The organism is Shigella sp. FC1967, assembly GCF_001743005.1.
Taxonomy (GTDB): Bacteria; Pseudomonadota; Gammaproteobacteria; order Enterobacterales; family Enterobacteriaceae; genus Proteus.
The window spans coordinates 1-20,387 of sequence record NZ_MIIZ01000665.1 but is presented as its reverse complement, the minus strand read 5'-3'; the positions used below and the strand labels follow the sequence as shown (position 1 = coordinate 20,387).

Genomic DNA, 20,387 nt, shown 5'->3' with positions numbered 1-20,387 from the left:
CCTCAAGAGCGTGTTCAACGTAAATTACACTATGCATTAGTGGATGAGGTTGACTCAATCTTAATCGATGAAGCGCGTACACCGCTGATCATTTCAGGTAAATAACTCAATGGTTAAGTGATTTTTCTTTATAACGGATCTCAAAGTGGAGTCGGACTGAGCTGGTTCCAGAGCTACCCATTGTGGCAATTTGCTGACCCGCATTCACATTTTGCTGCTCACGTACCAAAATAGTGTCGTTATGTGCATAGGCGCTGAGGTATTCGTCATTATGTTTAATGATAACGAGGTTACCGTAACCGCGTAATGCGCTACCTGCATAAACCACTTTACCCGCAGCCGTTGCAACAATCGGTGATCCTTTTGTACCACCGATATCAATACCTTTATTACCACCAGGTGCACTTGAGTAACTTTCGATAATCTTACCTTGTGCAGGCCAAATCCACTTACCGGAAACTGCTGTTGGTGCCGGTGTTGCGGTAGTTGTCGTATTTGTATTGGTTGTTGGTGGTGGAGTCGTTGTCTTTGGTTGCGTGGTTGCTGGTTTAGTAATCAATGGTCCCATAGTACCGTTATTTGTTGGTTTAGTTTGTGTTGTTTGAACACCTGTACTACTGGATTGATTAATAACCGATGTATTGACATTGGTATTAGTCCCAGTATTGACCTGACGATTACCAATATTCAATACCTGCCCTACGTTTAAACTATAAGGTTCTGGAATATTATTCATCGATGCTAGTTCTTTTACATCACTATCTGTTATCCAAGCGATATAGAACATAGTATCACCGCGTTTTACCGTGTACGTATTACCGTTGTAGTTTCCTTTTGGAATACTGTCGTAGTTACGGTTATACACAATACGTCCTGAGCCATCAGTGCTTACATTTTGAGCTACTGGGCGAGACTGGCTTTGAGGTTGCTCCATGCCTCCATTAGACGAAGCGGAGTTCACCTTAATAGAAGGAGGAGGTGACGATTGTAAGGGGGTAGTTCTTTCAATAGGCGTCGCATTACTGTTAGTCGTCACAGGTGCGGTTGATACCGTATTATTTGAAGAGCTATCATTTACAGAGGTAATTGGCGCAGGACGATAAGGTGTGTCTGCACAGCCTGTTAATGCAAATCCAATTACCGAACACATGATTGCCCAGCGGATATGCTTAATTGGGCTTTCTGAATTCATACTTCCTTCTCCCTTTAAAAAGGCATTAGCATCTAGCAATTTGTCGAGTTAAACAAAAAGACTGTAATTTTTTGAAAATATTTCATTTATTAGTGCAGATTACGACAAGCTATTAAAAATCAGTAATAAAAAACGGTCAGATTTATCTGGAAGTTATGCTAACTCACCTGCAATTAAAGGAACAAATCTAACGGTTTCTATAGATTGATAGTGAAAATCATTACCTAAACGTCGGATAAACTTCAGTATTTGTTGCTGTTCACCAACAGGTATTATCATCCTGCCACCATCAGCTAACTGCATCAATAACTGTTGTGGCACTTCTGTTGCACATGCTGTCACTATTATGGCATTAAAAGGGGCTTTTGATGACCAGCCTTCCCATCCATCACCATGACGAGTCGAAATATTATGTAAATCAAGATGTTTAAAGCGGCGTTTAGCTTGCCATTGCAATATCTTTATACGCTCAACAGAACTAACATGATGAACTAAATTTGCTAATACTGCTGTTTGATATCCTGAACCTGTACCAATTTCTAATACAGAATCCGTATTCTGTAATTCCAATAGCGTTGTCATTTTGGCAACAATATAAGGCTGTGAAATAGTTTGCCCATTGCCAATAGGCAAAGCTGTATTTTCATAAGCCTTATGAGAAAGCGCTTCATCAATAAAAAGCTCTCTTGGTACTTTACTCATTGCTTCCAACAGGCTCTCATCCTTGATGCCATGCTGTTTTAACATTGTCAGTAAGTCTTTCATTGACCGACTTAACATGTTTTTTTGACCTCTGCTTTATTTAACCAATTTTGTAGTAAATCGAGTGCCTTATAGGCTGTTAAATCGACATGTAATGGGCTTATCGAAACGTAACCTTCGTCAACAGCAGCAAAATCTGTATCAGGACCAACATCATTTTTTTCACCTGGTGGTCCAATCCAATAAAGGCTATTTCCTCTAGGATCGGCATGCGTATATACATGTTGTGAAGCATGACGACTACCACAGCGTGTAATGCGAAAACCTTTTACTTCATCAAGAGGAATATCAGGTACGTTAATATTGAGAATATTTCCAGCTCTTAACGGTACCTGTTGTAACATTGCCAAGACTTCACAAGTTACTTGAGCGGCAGTCTCAAAGTGCGTTTCACCATCAAGTGAAACCGCAATCGCAGGTAAGCCTAAAAAACGCCCCTCTGTTGCCGCTGCAACAGTACCAGAATAAATAACATCATCACCCAAATTAGGACCATGATTAATACCAGAAACCACAATGTCAGGGCGAGGACGCATTAAATGGTTTACACCAAGATAAACACAATCCGTTGGGGTTCCCTCAATAATCGCAATATCCCCATTCTCAAGCTCTTGCTTACGTAGAGGCCTGTCAATTGTTAAAGAATTAGATGCAGCACTACGGTTGCGATCAGGTGCAACAATTTGTACATCATAACGCTGGCGCAATGCTTTAGCGAGAGTCTGTATTCCTTTAGCCGTTACACCATCATCATTACTCACCAATATTTTCAGCATCATCATTCCCTAATAAAATTAATTCACGTACAACGCTAGTTGCAAAGCTTCCTGCTGGTAAAAAGAATGACAGAGAAACCGTGGTGTCATCTACCCAATTCCATGACATATTTTCTGGAAATACATTGATAGCACGTCTTGTATTATCAACGCGTTCTTGTCGAGCCAGCGACCAGAAGGATCCATATTCTGCCAGATTTTCAATTTCAAAATCCAATGCTTGTGATTGTGTACCTAAATCACCTTTACCCGGCAGAGGTGCTGTAATATGAACATCATGCTCTTCATAACGGATTTGTGTTTGAGCCAGTTCTGTTTCATCAACGACAAACCAGCTACCTTTTCCATGAAGCTGCATGGCGTCACCGAGTATCACTTTTGAATATAAACCATGCTCTAATCTTTTGCTGACGATATGATTAAACATCGCACTACGGGCTGCTGAAAGATAAAAGCTACGTTTTCCTCGTTCTTTTACGCGGATTTCGTCCGTTGCCCAACGCATGGCTTGTCGTAAATTCTCACCATTACGACCAAATCGTTGAGCACCAAAGTAGTTAGGAGTACCTTTCGCTTTTATTTGCGCTAGTCGAGTATCAACAAAATCGCGATCAGAAATTTCTCGTAACACCAATGTAAAGTGATTACCTTTTAGCGTTCCTATACGTAATTTACGTTGCTGACGACTCGTTTCTAGAATTTCGCAACCCTCTAAAACAAACTGGCTAAAATCAGGCATCTCTTTACCTGGCATCCGCAGACAAAACCATTGTTCAGTGACTGCATTTCTATCTTTTAGCCCCGCATAACTCGCATCACGAGGATGGATCCCAACAAATTTTGCCAATTTTTCAGCAACAAAAGCCGTGTTGCAACCTGTTTTTCTGATTTTCACCATGACATGCTCGCCTTCGCCATCAAGGGTGAAACCAAGATCTTCACAGACAATAAAATCTTCAGGAATTGACTTTAATAAGCCTGTTGCTTGTGGTTTTCCATGTAACCAATGGAGCTCAGGTAAATCACTCATTCAGGTAATGACTCTTTCATTAATAAAACAACGGCTTCACAGGCAATGCCTTCTTTTCTACCAACAAAGCCAAGCTTTTCTGTTGTGGTCGCTTTCACATTAATATCATCAACATGACAGTGAAGATCTTCAGCTATATTGACGCGCATTTGCGGTGTATGAGGTAGCATTTTGGGTGCTTGAGCAATAATCGTGACATCCAGATTACCAATTCGATAACCTTTTGCTCTTACTCGAGAGAATGCTTCACGGAGAAGTACACGACTATCTGCGCCTTTGTATGCTGGATCAGTATCAGGAAACAATGTACCAATATCTCCCATTGCCACCGCACCTAAAATAGCATCTGTAACAGCATGTAATACAACATCACCGTCAGAGTGAGCTAGCAACCCTTGTTCATAAGGAACTCTGACACCACCAATAATAATAGGCCCCTCACCACCAAATTTATGTACGTCGTAACCGTGTCCAATTCTCATTTTATTATGTGTTCCTTATACTGGTGATTTGGCGTGAGAGGAAGAACTCTGCAAGCGCTAAATCTTCTGGCTGAGTAACTTTGATATTATCTGCACGACCTTTAACTAATAAAGGTTCATATCCAGCAAACTCCATCGCTGAGGCTTCATCAGTGATCATTGCTTTTTGTGAGAGTGCATTTTCGATATTTTGTTTTAATAATAATGCAGGAAAGAATTGTGGCGTTAAAGCGTGCCATAGCGTTGTTCTTTCTACTGTTTGTTCAATATGATTATCTTGTTGATGACTACGTTTCATTGTATCGCGAACAGGCGTCGCAAGAATGCCTCCACAAAATTGTGGATCCATAACATTTTCATCAATTAATTTAATAAGATGATCAAGATCGCCAAAATGCAGGCAGGGTCTTGCTGCATCATGAACTAATGCCCATGTATTTTCAGAAAAATGTTGGGTGACATACTCTAAACCTGACAATACAGAGTCAGCACGTTCACCACCACCATTAACCGTAATGATCCTTTCATCTTGTGCTAAAGGTAAAGAGTGAAAATAGCTATCATTAGGACTGATCGCCACGATAATTTGCGTTATACGTGGGTGTTTTAATAAGGCATTAATGGTATGTTCAAGAATAGTCAATCCGCCAATCTTCAAATATTGTTTTGGACAGACTGATTGCATTCGGCTTCCAATACCTGCCGCAGGAATAACAGCAACAATAGGAAGAGTAGAGTTTGTTATATTCATTATGCTATTTGTATCAGGACACACTATTAATTCAATAAATTAACGACGTGGTTGAGATTTATCGCTCACAATACGGAAAAATGTCTCATTAGGCTTTATCATTCCTAATTCACTACGAGCGCGTTCTTCTAGCGCTTCTTGCCCGCCATTGAGGTCATCAATCTCTGCAAATAGACGATCATTACGCTCTTTTAACTGCGTATTTTGCGCCACTGCAGATTCAACTTCTTGAGTTACTTTGTTGTAATCATGGATACCATTTTTACCTAACCACAATGAATATTGTAGCCAGCCAAGTAAAATCAGAAGTAAGACTGTTAATTTCCCCATTACCACCCCCAAGATTAATGGGCTAATCATCCCACAACTCAACCACAGACGCCACAAAAGTGCTGGAATATATTACATTATTATTCCTATTATCCTCACTATAAACATGGATAAGTTCTGTAAAATTCAGACTAAGGTTTGATTTTTTCTTATTACGACAAAGTGCTATGGGGTTAATTTATAAATAAATGAATGCTCAATTAAAGCGTGAGTTGTCGTTTACGTGGTATGCCGATATAAGCGTTTTTTGACTCTAGTTACATATATTATCTCTACACATGCTCCTTTTATGGGATGTTTATGCAGAGATAATTTAATGTCATCATAAAATTAACGGTAAATTTGCTTTTGCCGTAGATAGGTGAGAATTTGTTGGATTAGCTCACTTATAGAAAGTGTGCCGTCTAAATGTAATTCAGGATCTATGGGCTGCTCATAAGGCGAATCTATGCCTGAAAATTGCTTTATCTCACCCCGTCTTGCTTTTTGATAAAGCCCTTTTGGATCGCGGGCTTCGCAAATAGAAAGAGGTGTATCAACAAAGATCTCAATAAATCTTCCTTGCTCAAAGTGATCTCTAACTTGTTGTCTGTCTTTTTGGTAAGGCGAGATGAAAGCCGTTAAGACAATAAGCCCCGCATCTACCATCAATTTAGCCACTTCTCCCACACGACGAATATTCTCATGTCTATCTTCTGCACTAAATCCGAGATCACAACATAATCCATGTCGCAAGTTATCCCCATCCAATAAATAGGTATGAATAGGTGAATGATTTTGTGAATATTGATAAAGCGTTTGTTCTAGCACATTAGCAAGAGTGGATTTACCTGAGCCAGATAATCCCGTAAACCAAAGCACACATCCTTTATGTGCTTGTTGTAATTCGCGTTCATGTAATCCAATGTTATGAGGATGCCAAACAATATCGTTGCTTATCGTCACTATTTTCCTCCTAACAGATCTCTTGCGCCCCAATGAGGAAAATGGCGACGGATAAGCTGATTCAGCTCAACTTCAAACGCATCATATTGCGTCGTTGCTTGTAGCGGTTTATCTTGTGCCTCTCGGATCAATCCAGCACCTACCGTAACATTGGTTAATCTATCAATAAAAATAAGCCCCCCTATATCAGCATTGGTTTGATAATTATCAAGTACTAACGCTTCTTCAAAGGATACCTCTACACGACCAATTGCATTTAAACTTAAGTGATCTGTCACTTGTTGGGTGAGTTTATTTACATCTACTTGATAATGTATATTCTCTATTTTGGCTCGACTCTTTTTACCTGCAACTTTAATATCGAAGAGATGACCTTGTACCAAAGGTTGCTCTGACATCCACACCACATCAATGAATGCGTGAGTACTAATATTCGCTGTTGTATCACTATCATCAACAATAATATCACCACGACTAATATCAATTTCATCGGCTAAAACGAGAGTGATAGCTTGCCCAGCTTTAGCTTGAATTAAATCACCATCAAAAGTCACGATCCGTTTAATCGTTGAACGCTGCCCTGAAGGTAACACTTTGATGTGTTGCCCTTGAGAAAGCACACCTGAAGAAATCGTGCCACTGTATCCTCTAAAATCAAGATCAGGGCGATTCACATATTGAACAGGAAAACGCAGTGCTTGCGCATCTGAACCCAATTTAACTGGCGCATCTTCTAATAATGAAAGCAACGTTTTTCCTTGATACCAAGGGGTATTTAATGAAGGAGAAACGACATTGTCACCATCAAGGGCAGAAATAGGGACAAATTCAATGGTGAGATCGGTTGGGAGTTGATCGGAAAAATGAAGATAATCTTGCTGGATCGAATCAAAGATTGCTTGCTGATAATCCACCAGATCCATTTTATTAATTGCAACAATTAAATGGCGGATCCCAAGTAGAGTGCTGATAAAACTATGTCGCCGTGTTTGTTCTTGCACGCCTTTTCGAGCATCGATCAGCAGAATAGAAAGTGAACTTGTTGATGCTCCTGTCGCCATATTACGAGTATATTGCGCATGCCCTGGTGTATCAGCAATAATAAATTTACGCTTTGAAGTTGAAAAATAGCGGTACGCAACATCAATAGTGATCCCTTGCTCTCTTTCTGCGGCCAATCCATCCACCAGCAAAGCCAGATCGAGCTTCTCCCCTTGAGTGCCGATCTTCTTACTTTCGTTTTGTAATGTAGAAAGCTGATCTTCGTAGATCTGCCTTGTGTCATGAAGTAAACGGCCGATTAGAGTACTTTTTCCATCATCGACATTTCCACAAGTTAGAAATCGCAGTAATCCTTTGTTTTGCTGTGTTTTTAGATAGCTTTCAACACCACCAAGCTGTGCAATTTCACCTGCGATAAGTTGATTAGTTTTAACGGCGGCTAATCCCATAATATATTCCTCTTAAAAATAACCTTGGCGTTTTTTCAGCTCCATTGAAGCGGACTGATCACTATCAATTAAACGCCCTTGTCGCTCACTGCTGGTAGAAATCAGCATTTCTTCAATAATGGCTGGGAGAGTTTCTGCTTGAGAGGGAATTGCACCAGTCAAAGGCCAGCAACCTAACGTTCTAAAACGGACTTTTTGCTGAGTGATCACTTCACCTGATTTAAGATCAATTCTATCGTCATCAACCATAATCAAGGTGCCATCACGCTCAATAACGGGTCTATTTTTGGCAAAATAGAGAGGAACAATATCGATATTTTCTAAATAGATATATTGCCAAATATCGAGTTCAGTCCAGTTAGATAATGGAAATACACGAATACTTTCACCTTTATTAATTTGACCGTTATAGTTTTTCCATAATTCAGGCCGTTGATTTTTTGGATCCCAACGATGCGATCTATCTCTAAATGAATAAATGCGTTCTTTTGCTCGTGATTTTTCTTCATCACGACGAGCGCCGCCAAATGCAGCATCAAAACCATATTTGTCTAATGCTTGCTTTAACCCTTCCGTTTTCATGATATCTGTATGTTTTGCGCTACCATGGATAAATGGATTAATACCGAGTTCTACACCTTGTGGATTACGATAAACCTTGAGATCAAAGCCATATTCTTTGGCCGTTTTATCTCGAAAATCATACATTTCTCGAAATTTCCAACCCGTATCAACATGCAATAAAGGAAATGGTAATTTAGCGGGATAAAATGCTTTACGCGCTAAATGCAGCATTACAGAGGAATCTTTGCCTATTGAATAAAGCATGACGGGATTTGCAAATTCAGCGACAACTTCACGCAGAATATAAATACTTTCTGCCTCTAATTGCTGAAGATGCGTTAACTGTGTTTCATTCATAACAACCTCGTTTTAGGCAAAATGAACCAAAGATGAATGGTGTGAAGGTAAAGACTGATAAACGTGTCTGTCACCGAACCACGCGAGCTGGTGGTGCAATGCGGCAACTTCTCCCACAATCAATAAAGCGGGTGTGGGTGCTTTTTCGGCTAACTGTGCTAATTGGGTTAAATTGCCTGTGAAAACTTGCTGTTCACGACGTGTGCCACAACTGATAACCGCAATAGGGGTTGATGGAGAACGCCCAAGCTTGATTAAACGCTGACTAATAAGCTCGGCTTTTGTTGTTCCCATATAAATTGCTAGCGTATGGTTCGCCTGCGCTAATGAAGCCCAATCAGGCTCTATCCCATCGGGTTTACAATGTCCTGTCATAAAGGTAACGCTTTGTGCATATTGACGATGTGTCAATGGAATACCCGAGTATGCACTTGCGCCACTTGCCGCAGTAACACCGGGAATAACTTGGAATGAAATACCATGTTGTACTGCAACCTCTAGCTCTTCGCCACCTCGCCCAAAAATAAAGGGATCGCCTCCTTTTAATCGAACAACACGTTTACCAAGTTGCGTATATTTCACGATCAGTGCATTAGTTTCTTCTTGAGAAACACTCGGTCCCCCTGCTCTTTTACCTACACAAATCGTATCGGCATCGCGTCGTACAAGCTCTAAAACCTCAGGGCTGACTAAACTGTCATAAAGTACAACTTCAGCTTGCTGAATAACTTGTAAACCACGAAGTGTTAATAATCCCGCATCACCAGGACCTGCTCCCACTAATGCTAATTCTCCTTGTTGATAATCCTTTTGTTTTAGTTGTTGTTCGAGTTGAGCTTCTGCTTGAGCGAATTGATCACTCGCCACTAAAGTTGCAAACTTGCCACTAAAGGCTTGTTCCCAAAAGCGACAACGATGCCTGAAAAGTCGCTAAGTGTTGTTTCACTCTATGGCGCCATTTTCCTGCAATGGTTGCCATTGCGCCTAATGAGGTGGGCAATAATGCCTCTAGTTTTTCCCGTATCATTCGCACTAAAACAGGTGCTTTTCCCGCAGATGAAATCGCAATCAAAATAGGATTTCTATCAATAATGGCAGGAAAAATAAATGAGCATTGAGGCTGTGAATCCACAACATTGACAAAAATATGTCGTGCTTGAGCATCAAGATAAACTTGCTGATTAAGCGCACTGTCATCAGTAGCGACAATCACGAGCATCATGCCTAATAGATGTTCAGATTGATATTTGGCTGATACCCATTCAATTTTGTCTTGCTGATAAGCAAGATGTAATTCATCACACAACTGAGGTGCAATCACTCTTAAGCGAGCACCAGCTCTTAACAACAGCAAAGCTTTACGCGCAGCAACATGACCACCACCAACCAATAACACTGGGCGTTCTTTTAATTCCACAAATAAGGGTAGGTAATCCATACGCGCATTTCACCTTCGTTGTTCACTTTATAACTAACGACTATAAAAGGTGCTTTGGGGGTTATGAAATGACAAAAAGCTATGTGATGGAACAGAAAGGAATAAGGAAAAATAAAATATTTTCAAACAGTTATAATTTTAAATACGACAAAAAGGGCAATAGATAAGCTCTATTACCCTCATTACTTATTGGTAGTTAATGACGTTATTCGTGTAATCCACACTCACGTTTTAAGCCAAAAAATCGTGTTTCTTCTTCACTCATACCCTCTTCCCATTTTCGGGTTGTATGAGTATCTCCCACAGAGAGATAACCTTGCTCCCATAAAGGGTGATAAGGTAAGTTGTTTTCTTTAAGATATTGATAAATTTTCTTATTATCCCAATCCACGATGGGTAGAAACTTAAAGATCCCTTTTGCGATTGAAAGCACAGGCAAATGTTCACGGCTTTTAGATTGTTGTCGGCGAAGACCTGCAAACCATGTTTGAGCCTGTAATTCACGTAAAGCTCTTTCCATTGGCTCTACTTTATTTATCTGATTATAACGCTCGATACCTTCAATACCTTCTAACCAAAGTTTACCGTAACGCGCTTCTTGCCAAGATGAAGATATTTCAGCTCGATAAACTTTCAAGTTAAGTTGTAACTGCTGAGTCAACGTATCAATAAATTGGTAGGTTTCAGGAAACAAGTAACCTGTATCGGTTAAAATTACTGGAATATCAGGATATTGCTGAGTCATTAAATGCAAACACACTGCGGCTTGGATACCAAAACTCGAGCTTAATACATAAGCTTTAGGTAAATGCCCTAAAGCCCATGTCACTCGTTCAATGGCGCTTAATTGCTCTAACTGTTGATTAATCTGGCTCAAAGCATGTGTCTGCTCTTCAACCGGTAACTGTTTGAGTAAATCAAGCTGAAATAAACTCATATCACCTCCTGTACTTCATAAAAATCAATGGCTGAATTCAGTACAGGTTTAACCACATCAGTGCGGATAAGAAAATCACCGAAACCTTCATTATTATCGCGAGAAGACGCCCATTCACCAATCAGCGTATCAAGTATTGCTATGATTTCTTGCGAAGTAATATTTTCACGATACATTCTAGGGATACGTGTTCCGATGCGATTGCCCCCTAAATGCAAGTTGTAGCGATCAGGGGCTTTACCCACCAGCCCCACTTCTGCAAGCATTGCTCGACCACAGCCATTTGGGCATCCAGTTACGCGCACAACAATGTGCTCATCGCTTAAACCATGTTTTGTCATTAAGCTATCAAGTGTGTCGGTGAATGAGGGTAAAAAGCGCTCAGCTTCTGCCATCGCTAATGGGCACGTTGGGAAAGAAACACACGCCATCGCATGTTCACGCAGTGGTGTAACTTGGCTATTGATCAAACCATATCGACGAGCAATTGCCTCAATATTGGCTTTTTCACTCTCTGGTACACCTGCCACAATCAAATTTTGATTGGCAGTAAGTCGGAAATCGCCTTGATGAATTTTAGCGATTTCAGCGACACCTGTTTTTAATGGAGCATCAGGCGTATCAATCAACCGTCCGCTTTCAATAAATAAAGTCAGGTGCCATTTATCATCCACACCTTTTAACCAACCAATTTGATCACCTCGGTGAGTAAATTCATAAGGTCGAATAGCCTCAAAAGTTACCCCCGAACGACGTTCAACCTCTTTCTTAAAGGTCTCTACGCCAACACGTTCCAGTGTATATTTTGTTTTTGCATTTTTACGTTCAGTTCGATTTCCCCAGTCACGTTGAGTTGTCACAATAGCTTCTGCAATTGCCAATGTATTCTCAATAGGGATATAACCAAACTCACTGGCTAAGCGAGGGAAAGTATTCTTATCGCCATGCGTCATGGCAAGACCGCCCCCCACCAGCACGTTAAAACCAACTAGATGCCCGTTTTCAGCAATCGCAACAAAGTTCATATCATTAGCATGAAGATCAACATCATTATGAGGCGGGATCACTACTGAGGTTTTAAACTTCCTCGGTAAATAGGTTTCCCCCAAAATAGGCTCTTCATCTGTTGTTGTAACTTTCTCTTTATCTAACCAAATTTCCGCATAAGCATGAGTGCGAGGTAATAAATGTTCTGATATTTTTTTCGCCCACTCGTACGCTTCTTGGTGTAATGAAGATTGCACTGGATTTGAAGTACATAGCACATTACGGTTAACATCATTCGCAGTAGCGAGAGAATCCAATCCAGTTGCTGCAAGCATTTGATGGGCAGGTTTTACATTACCTTTTAAAATGCCATGAAATTGAAATGTTTGACGATTAGTAATACGAATACTGCCATAAAGCGTATTTTCAGTCGCAAACTTATCAATGCTAAGCCACTGTTTAGGCGAAATAATGCCACCGGGTAAGCGGCAGCGTAACATCATCGCATGACGAGGTTCTAACATTTGCGCCGTACGTTCAGCGCGAATATCTCTGTCATCTTGTTGATACATGCCATGAAAGCGGATCAATAGAAAGTTATCGCCTTCAAAACCGCCCGTTAAACCATTTTGTAAGTCTTCTGTAATAGTGCCGCGTAAAAAATGACTCTCTTTTTTCATGCGTTCACTATCAGCCAGTTTCCCTTCAACCACTAAGGGTGCTTGAGTGTGTGATTTCATTTAATAAACATCCCTCTGATAACGCCGCTCTAGACGTAGCTCACTTAAGTATTCATCTGCTTCTTCAATATTTTTATTGCCATACTCCATTACAATCTCTAATAACGCCTGTTCAACATCTTTAGCCATTCGTGATGCATCACCACATACATAAAGATAAGCACCTTGTTGTAACCATTGCCAAATCTCACTGCCCCGTTCACGCAATTTATCTTGGACATAAATTTTATGTGCTTGATCCCGTGACCATGCTAAATCGATATGAGTTAACAGACCGCTTTTGACATAACGTTGCCATTCCACTTGATAGAGAAAATCTTCTACAAAATGAGGATTACCAAAAAACAACCAGTTTTTACCTGTTGCAGCATCATTTTCGCGTTGCTGCATAAAACCTCTAAAAGGTGCAATACCTGTACCTGGACCAATCATAATGACAGGCGCGGTATTATCTTCAGGGAGGCGAAAATGTGTATTTTTTTCAATAAAAACATTAACGCTATCGCCTTCTTTCAAACTATCTGCTAAAAAACCTGAGGCACCACCGGTATAGGAACGTGAATTAACGTCGTAACGTACAACCCCTAAAGTCAGATGGACTTCGTCTTCAACTTCTTGTTGTGACGATGCAATAGAGTAAAGACGAGGAGTAAGTGGACGTAAAATATCAACAAACGCTTGTGCCGTAGGTTGCGCGCAATATTGTCGCACCATCTCATTAATAGGGTGTTTGTCTGCATATTGCTGAAGCTTGGTTTTATCAGCTATCAATGACAATAAATCTTCATGGCGCGTCAATTGTGCATAGGCCTTGACGATAGGAGCGCTATTTTGAGTGAGTTCGCAATGGTGTAATAACGCTTCTTTTAAGGTAAATGTTTGCGATTTTAACGTGACAGGCTCATCCCCCTTTAGCCACAACAAAGCAATAAGTTCATCGACTTTTTCAAGTGAGTTATTAAACCAAACTCCCAGCGCATCACCAGGTTGATAGTGTATATCAGAACCTTCAAGGCTGATTTCAATATGGCGAATATCTCTATCTGAATTTCGACCAGTGATTTTTTGATTAGTCAGTAATGTGGCAGTAAAAGGCGCATCGCGATGATAAATAGAGGTCTCAATCGTATCCGTCGTACCTGACTGTGTTTGTTGTAAGACTTGCGTACTTTGTGCGGGTACTCTCGCTTTTACACATTCTGTAAGCTGCTTTATCCATTCATCCGCAACAGATTGATATTCAACATCGGCATCAACTCTTGGTAATAAACGTGTTGCACCCAGTTGTGCTAGTCGTTCATCAACGTCTTTTCCTGCCTGACAGAAATGTTCATACGAAGTATCACCTAAGCCCAATACTGCATAAGCCGTTTCTTTCATATCAGCGGCTTTTTTAGAGTTCAGATATTTATAAAAAGCTATCGCTTCTTCAGGCGGATCACCTTCACCTTGGGTCGATGTAATAATGATTAAGGTTGTTGTTTTATGGATTTGCTTAAACTTATATTCACCTGCGGAATATAGTTCCACATTCAATTTTTGAGCAACCAGATTATCTCGTAACCGCTCTGCAAGATAACGTGCATTACCCGTTTGAGATGCAGAGATCAAGGTAATGGTTTCCTGTTCTGGTACTTGTACGGGGGTAATCGTTGTCGATGTGGGTAAAACAGAATGATTAAGCTGTCCCCACAAATAACCAGATAGCCATGCAATTTGCGCTGTTGAAAGATCTTTTGTTGCATCCTGTAATTTACTCAATTGCTCCTGTGTTAATGGAAGCATTGATAATAATGGAGGTTGATTGCTCATTTATCCTGCCTTAAAAAAGCGAAGCACTTATCTGTGCTTTATTGTTCTTTGATAGTATTTCTAATATTGAGAGGGTATCCCACGACTAGAAGATGGATTAAAGACCTGTTGGCTCTATCTAATAACCTTAAATGCTAAATTTATTTATTGGTTTCCTTTATCAATATAATGAATAAGCAAAAAGGGACATAATAAGCTATTAAGATTAAGGGAGATTAGGCGTGATACGCTAAATCGGCTACACTGGTAGCGTTCGTTCTATTTGTGTCTTTTTTTTACTAATTAAGTCAAGAGAGTTTTGATGACAACCACCATCTTTAAAGATTTTCAGTTTGAAGCAGCCCACCATTTGCCACATGTCCCTGAAGGCCACAAATGTGGACGTCTTCATGGTCACTCTTTTCTTGTTAGATTAGAGCTAACAGGAGAAGTTAATGCACACTCAGGTTGGCTTATTGATTTTGCTGATGTGAAAGCCGCATTTAAACCTACTCTTGAGCGTCTAGATCACTACTATCTTAATGAAATTGAAGGCCTAGAAAATCCGACCAGCGAAGTGCTAGCAAAGTGGATTTGGCAACAAGTCAAACCATCATTGCCTCTATTATCTGCGGTGATGGTGAAAGAAACATGTACAGCAGGCTGTATTTATCGCGGTGAGTAAACGGGTTTTAACATTAAACGGTGATCACCTAAAAGAAAATCAGCCTATTATTGGCTGATTTTTTTATATTAAAAACACGATCACGCAATATTTAAATACTTATGCGTTTGCATTGAGAAACGCCAATTACGTTCAATACAGGTTTTAATACATAATGTCGTCGCACTCTTTTTACAACTAATGGGTTGTAAAGCAACAACGGGTTCTGGATGTTCTGTACGTAATGTCAGTAAGGTATCCAACGCTTCAATATCTTTTTCACGCCCAACGGGATGTTTTATTTCATTAGCTCGATTGATTGCGCTGGGTAATACTATAAATCCCCCTTTCATACCTACTTTTGGGGAAAGTGTCACCCATGTTTTCTCACTACATAAAATATCGTGAGTACCGCTGGTTTCTATTTGGCAGGTAAAACCGGCTTGCTCAAGTCCTTCGGTTAAAGGATATAAGTCATATAAGCAAGGCTCACCGCCCGTGATAACCACATGTTTTGCACTATAACCTTGCTGTTGGAAAAGTGATAAAATCTCTGCAACGCTGGCTTCTCCCCAAGCATCACTTTCTTGCGTTTTAATAGGAATATCGCCAAGAGGAACTTTTTTTTCGTCTTCTTTTTCCCAAGTATGTTTGGTATCACACCAACTACAACCTACTGGGCAACCTTGTAATCGAATAAAAAGCGCAGGAACGCCAGTAAAAACACCTTCACCCTGTAAGGTTTGAAACACTTCATTAATGGGGTATTGCATAAGAAACTCTGATATCCAATGAATGCTGATGATTATTACAGATAACTATCTCACCGTAAGAGGCTTTATGATAAGGTACATGGTTTGTTTTGAATAGCTAACGTGCGAGAAGACACTGAAAAAGAGGATAGCATTCCTCCGTTGGACAGAGATGGGAATACTTTAGATGCAAAAAGAGAATCAACTTTCACGAGGATTATCAGGGCGGCACATTCGTTTTATGGCGCTAGGCTCTGCAATCGGTACAGGTTTATTTTATGGATCTGCTGCTGCCATTGAGAAAGCGGGCCCAGCTGTATTGCTTGCTTACCTTATTGGTGGTGCGGCAGTATTTATGGTTATGCGTGCATTAGGTGAAATGGCAGTTCATCATCCTGTTGCAGGCTCTTTTTCACAGTACGCAAGCCATTATATGGGGCCTTTAGCTGGCTTCTTGACGGGCTGGAACTACGTTTTTGAAATGCTGATTGTTTGTTTAGCTGACGTCACGGCATTTGGTTTCTACATGAAACTCTGGTTCCCAGATGTTGATCAATGGATATGGGTATTAGGGATCGTTTGCTTTATTGGCGCCTTAAACCTTTGCCATGTGAAGATATTTGGTGAAATGGAGTTTTGGCTTTCTATCGTTAAAGTCACTGCTATTATTGCCATGATAATTGGTGGTATTGTCATTATGATGTATGGCTTTGGCCAGCAAACTGAGCACCCTATTGGTATCTCTAACTTATGGGAGTTTGGTGGTTTTATGCCAAATGGTATTGAAGGGGTTATCGCTTCGCTTGCCATTGTAATGTTTGCGTTTGGTGGGATTGAAGTCATTGGTATTACAGCCAGTGAAGCTAAAGATCCTGAAAAAACCATTCCTAAAGCGATCAATGCGGTACCGTTTCGTATCTTATTATTCTATGTACTGACGATTTTCATTCTAATGTGCATTTTCCCTTGGCAACAAATCGGTCATAACGGCAGCCCTTTTGTACAAATTTTCTCAAATTTAGGGATCAATTCAGCAGCAAATATCTTAAACCTTGTGGTTATCACCGCCGCGATTTCTGCGATCAACAGTGATATCTTTGGTGCTGGTCGTATGATGTACGGTATGGCTCAAGAAGGACAAGCACCAAAATCCTTTATGAAGCTCACTCGTAATGGTGTGCCTTGGATGACAGTGTTAGTGATGTCTGTTGTCTTGTTGTTGGGTGTAATACTTAACTACCTTATCCCAGAGCAAATCTTCGTTTTAATCGCCTCGATTGCGACATTTGCAACAGTTTGGGTATGGCTAATGATTTTACTTTCTCAAGTTGCTATGCGTCGTAAGATGAGCGCAGATGAAGTGAAAACACTTAAATTCCCAGTCCCACTATGGCCTGTTGCTCCAGCATTAACGATCGTCTTTATGGCGTTTGTTATCGCAATCTTAGGCTATTTTGAATCCACTCGAATGGCATTGGTTGTCGGTATGGTATGGGTAGCAATTTTAACTGTTGGCTACTATGTGGGGATCAAACCGCGAATGCCCCAGAAATAAATGACGTTCTGATGTCAACAATTCCGAGTCAGACAATAAAGGCTGTGGATTAATTCACAGCCTTTTTCTTTTTTATACGATCTTCACTAAGCCAGTGCTTGTTTTAAATCAGCAATAAGATCTTCCACATCTTCAAGACCGATTGATAATCGAATCAAACCGTCACTTATGCCATGCCTTTGTCGTTCTTCTGCACTATAAGTCGCATGAGTCATTGTTGCTGGATGCTGCGCTAGAGATTCACAATCACCTAAGCTAACTGCTCGACTAAAAAGGTTTAAGCGATTGAGAAACTCTCTGCCCGCTTTGATTCCCCCTTTTAACTCAATGGCTATCATACCACCGGCTAAACGCATTTGACGTTTTGCAAGTTCATATTGAGGAAAAGAAGCCAGCCCTGGATAATAGATAGCTTCAACTTTAGGATTATCTTCAAGATATTGTGCGATGCGTTGTGCATTCTGGCAGATTTGCTCCATCCTTATGCCCAGTGTTTTTATTCCTCGCAATATTAATGAGGCATCATGAGGAGATAAACAAGCACCTGTCATATCCTTTAAACCTTCAACACGAATTTTATCAGCTAATTCATACGTTGTTACAATCGCACCTGCCGTTACATCGCCATGACCTGATAAATATTTAGTCATAGAGTGCACAACAATATCGGCACCAAGATCTAAAGGTTGCTGCAAATAAGGTGAACAGTAAGTACTATCTACCATGACTAGAACATCATTCTGATGCGCTATTTCTGATATTTTTGCGATATCACTCACTCGCATATTAGGATTAGCTGGCGTTTCAAAAAAAAATTAATTTTGTTTTCTCTGTGATCGCTTCTTTCAGTTTTTCAAGGTTCGTTAAATCAACGTGCTTTATTTTAACGCCAAATTTAGCAAGTCCATGATTGAAGAAAGTAAAAGTACATCCATAAAGGGTCATATCTGCAATTAATTCATCACCCGGTTTTAGTAACGACCAGCAACTAGAAGTAATCGCCCCTATACCTGAAGAAAAGACAATTGCCGCGTCACCTTTTTCTAATTGAGCTAAACGTTTCTCCAATAAATCCAGTGTTGGGTTTGAGATCCGAGAATAAAAATGCCCTTTTTGTTTTCCAGCAAAACAATCAGCACCATATTGTGCCGTTGGAAAAACAAAAGTGGATGTTTGAAAAACAGGAGGCACTAATGCCCCTGAGAATCTAATGGAGAATAACCATAATGTATTGCTTGAGTATTAAAATGTTTATTACTTTGCGTCATTACATCTCCTAATTATTAATTAAATTTTTATTTGTTGGTTATTTTCCCCGATAATTTGAACTGTTCTTAGAATAATGGAGATCCCTTTAAGGGTATTCGGATCCCTTAATAAGGCGAAAGTTGAACCTAATGTATATTTTTTTATCTTGGTAAATAGACTCTTTTTTTTTGCCATATTATAAGCAGTACCTAACTCCCACACTGGAATTAATGTTTCTTCAAACGCGACCGAAAGTTTTTTCAACCGTTGCATTATCCATAATATCTATTGAGTCAGATATTAAAGATAATAAATCGACAATATTATCAAAACGCTTTAATGCTAATAATGGTCTTGCTTTTTCTAATAAATGCTGAAGATGCAATTTGTCTTCATCGGATAATAGTTGAATGTCTGCTGGGCTTAAATTATTTTCACTCATTATTGTATCCTCTATAATAATCCTCTAACAGTTGCCCAATATAACCCTCGGTTATAACTATTACGCAGTAAGCCGCCCAGCTTTGTTGGTGGTGTAGGAATGACGTCATGCTTATAGTCATATTGTAATGGCATACCTGCTGATAATCCCATTTGCGCTACCGCTTGCACACGACCATCATAAATGGCAGCAGGATAGCCGTAGCGAAGTTCACCACAGATATTATTGGCAATCACACCAGCTTGGTTATGACAACTACCACCGGCTTTACTAATAGGTAAATCAACAGTATCGCCAAGAACATACACTTGATTTAATCCATAAACTTGTAATGTTTCAGGATCAGTAGGTAACCAACCTTCACCGTTATTATGTTCACTTAACCCCGTGTTACGAATTGCCTCAACCGCAGTGATTGGCGGTGTACTCATAAGAATATCAAATGGCTCTGCTTCGCCCTCTTTTGAGTAAGCTATTTTCTTATCAGGATCAACATGGCTCAACGTAAAGCCTCGCTTAGCTTTAATATCTCTCTCAGAGAATACCGCAGGAAGAACCTCACAAACCTCTTGTTGCATAAAGAGGCAATTTCTTAGCAATTGAGCAACCGTAGGATAGGTATAAACAATTTCAATATTTTTTCTCACCCGACGCTGGCGAAGAAGTTCATCCAGCATCAATGTGGTTTCCATAGGAGCGATACCACATTGATGAGGTACATTGGGTGTTTCAGGGAAGCTAACAGTAATAAATACACGCCCTTTTTCAATTGTCGCAAGTTTATCGGCAAGGGCTCTGGCAGCTTCATATTGATAAAAATGATTTCCCGCTTCTTTTAAGCCTTCAATTCGATGAGGACTAGGAACACAACCTGTTGCTAATACTAAAAAATCATAATTATATTTTTTCTTCGATTCGCAATAAATAATTTTATTATTAAAGTCAAATTGCTCAGCTTTATCAATAACAAATTCAATTTCAGGTCTTAATAAACTTCTTTCGGAACGCATTAGCTCTTCTTTTTAAAAAAAAAGATTAAAATGCAAATATACATAAAATGCAGGTTTATAATAATGATTAGGATTATCTGAAATAAGCGTTATCTTAATTTTATTCGAAAATATTTCATCATTTAGTTTTTTAGCTAGGATATTAGCGAGAATAGTTCCGCCAGTACCACCGCCAATAATAAT

The 20,387-nt window shown here is 39.9% G+C and carries 15 protein-coding genes and 6 pseudogenes; 3 read left to right on the top strand and 18 right to left on the bottom strand.

Going from position 1 to position 20,387, the window contains the following annotated elements:
• Window positions 1-99, top strand: a pseudogene (locus BHE89_RS27405) (hypothetical protein); the annotation flags it as partial.
• Here BHE89_RS27405 and nlpD read toward each other — a convergent pair.
• The 14 genes and pseudogenes from nlpD to cysJ all read right to left on the bottom strand — a co-directional run.
• A pseudogene (nlpD, locus tag BHE89_RS09175) lies at window positions 90-1,192 on the bottom strand (murein hydrolase activator NlpD); the annotation flags it as partial. The pseudogenes BHE89_RS27405 and nlpD sit on opposite strands and share 10 nt — an antisense overlap.
• A gap of 153 nt (window positions 1,193-1,345) precedes the next feature.
• On the bottom strand, window positions 1,346-1,972 hold the full coding sequence (locus BHE89_RS09170) for a protein-L-isoaspartate(D-aspartate) O-methyltransferase (protein ID WP_023582674.1): 627 nt from the start codon (window positions 1,970-1,972) through the stop codon (window positions 1,346-1,348).
• A complete protein-coding gene (gene surE, locus BHE89_RS09165; RefSeq protein WP_069367291.1) occupies window positions 1,966-2,730 on the bottom strand; it encodes a 5'/3'-nucleotidase SurE in 765 nt (254 codons plus the stop codon). Before surE ends, BHE89_RS09170 begins: the two co-directional genes overlap by 7 nt.
• On the bottom strand, window positions 2,708-3,760 hold the full coding sequence (gene truD / locus BHE89_RS09160) for a tRNA pseudouridine(13) synthase TruD (protein WP_069367290.1): 1,053 nt from the start codon (window positions 3,758-3,760) through the stop codon (window positions 2,708-2,710). Before truD ends, surE begins: the two co-directional genes overlap by 23 nt.
• On the bottom strand, window positions 3,757-4,242 hold the full coding sequence (ispF, locus tag BHE89_RS09155; protein WP_023582677.1) for a 2-C-methyl-D-erythritol 2,4-cyclodiphosphate synthase: 486 nt from the start codon (window positions 4,240-4,242) through the stop codon (window positions 3,757-3,759). The genes truD and ispF overlap by 4 nt, the downstream gene beginning before the upstream one ends.
• Before the next feature lie 4 nt (window positions 4,243-4,246).
• Window positions 4,247-4,993, bottom strand: a complete 747-nt coding sequence (gene ispD / locus BHE89_RS09150) for a 2-C-methyl-D-erythritol 4-phosphate cytidylyltransferase (RefSeq protein ID WP_069367289.1) — start codon at window positions 4,991-4,993, stop codon at window positions 4,247-4,249.
• A 39-nt stretch (window positions 4,994-5,032) separates the two neighbouring features.
• The gene (gene ftsB / locus BHE89_RS09145) at window positions 5,033-5,323 is read right to left on the bottom strand and encodes a cell division protein FtsB (protein ID WP_069367288.1); all 291 of its coding nucleotides are present in this window, start codon (window positions 5,321-5,323) and stop codon (window positions 5,033-5,035) included.
• 330 nt (window positions 5,324-5,653) lie between these two features.
• Window positions 5,654-6,268 carry an adenylyl-sulfate kinase gene (gene cysC / locus BHE89_RS09140; RefSeq protein ID WP_069367287.1) on the bottom strand — a complete coding sequence of 205 codons (615 nt, stop codon included), beginning with the start codon at window positions 6,266-6,268 and terminating at the stop codon, window positions 5,654-5,656.
• Complete coding sequence (gene cysN / locus BHE89_RS09135; protein WP_069367286.1) at window positions 6,268-7,719, bottom strand: sulfate adenylyltransferase subunit CysN; 1,452 nt, start codon at window positions 7,717-7,719, stop codon at window positions 6,268-6,270. Before cysN ends, cysC begins: the two co-directional genes overlap by 1 nt.
• Window positions 7,720-7,731: 12 nt before the next feature.
• Window positions 7,732-8,640, bottom strand: a complete 909-nt coding sequence (gene cysD / locus BHE89_RS09130; RefSeq protein ID WP_069367285.1) for a sulfate adenylyltransferase subunit CysD — start codon at window positions 8,638-8,640, stop codon at window positions 7,732-7,734.
• 12 nt (window positions 8,641-8,652) lie between these two features.
• Window positions 8,653-10,078 (bottom strand): annotated as a pseudogene (cysG, locus tag BHE89_RS09125) (siroheme synthase CysG).
• Window positions 10,079-10,283: 205 nt separating this feature from the next.
• Window positions 10,284-11,015: a phosphoadenylyl-sulfate reductase gene (locus BHE89_RS09120; protein WP_069367283.1), complete on the bottom strand. Its 732-nt coding sequence runs from the start codon at window positions 11,013-11,015 to the stop codon at window positions 10,284-10,286.
• A complete protein-coding gene (gene cysI, locus BHE89_RS09115; RefSeq protein WP_069367282.1) occupies window positions 11,012-12,742 on the bottom strand; it encodes an assimilatory sulfite reductase (NADPH) hemoprotein subunit in 1,731 nt (576 codons plus the stop codon). Before cysI ends, BHE89_RS09120 begins: the two co-directional genes overlap by 4 nt.
• Window positions 12,743-14,554, bottom strand: coding sequence for an NADPH-dependent assimilatory sulfite reductase flavoprotein subunit (gene cysJ / locus BHE89_RS09110; RefSeq protein ID WP_069367281.1), 1,812 nt, complete (start codon window positions 14,552-14,554; stop codon window positions 12,743-12,745). It abuts the gene before it with no gap.
• A 298-nt stretch (window positions 14,555-14,852) separates the two neighbouring features.
• Here cysJ and queD point away from each other — a divergent pair, with 298 nt between their 5' ends.
• Window positions 14,853-15,218 (top strand): 6-carboxytetrahydropterin synthase QueD, encoded by a 366-nt coding sequence (gene queD, locus BHE89_RS09105; RefSeq protein ID WP_109400217.1) that lies wholly within the window; start codon window positions 14,853-14,855, stop codon window positions 15,216-15,218.
• Between the two features lie 80 nt (window positions 15,219-15,298).
• On the opposite strand, the gene queE is transcribed toward queD, so the two are convergent.
• Window positions 15,299-15,970, bottom strand: a complete 672-nt coding sequence (gene queE / locus BHE89_RS09100) for a 7-carboxy-7-deazaguanine synthase QueE (RefSeq protein WP_069367280.1) — start codon at window positions 15,968-15,970, stop codon at window positions 15,299-15,301.
• A gap of 166 nt (window positions 15,971-16,136) precedes the next feature.
• Between queE and BHE89_RS09095 the strand changes: the two genes are divergently transcribed.
• On the top strand, window positions 16,137-17,504 hold the full coding sequence (locus tag BHE89_RS09095) for an amino acid permease (protein ID WP_069367279.1): 1,368 nt from the start codon (window positions 16,137-16,139) through the stop codon (window positions 17,502-17,504).
• A gap of 86 nt (window positions 17,505-17,590) precedes the next feature.
• Here BHE89_RS09095 and BHE89_RS09090 read toward each other — a convergent pair.
• The 3 pseudogenes from BHE89_RS09090 to BHE89_RS09080 form a co-directional block, all read right to left on the bottom strand.
• Window positions 17,591-18,772 (bottom strand): annotated as a pseudogene (locus tag BHE89_RS09090) (methionine gamma-lyase).
• Window positions 18,773-18,791: 19 nt separating this feature from the next.
• Window positions 18,792-19,194: pseudogene (locus BHE89_RS09085) on the bottom strand (hypothetical protein).
• Window positions 19,195-19,205: 11 nt separating this feature from the next.
• Window positions 19,206-20,387, bottom strand: a pseudogene (locus BHE89_RS09080) (NAD(P)/FAD-dependent oxidoreductase); the annotation flags it as partial.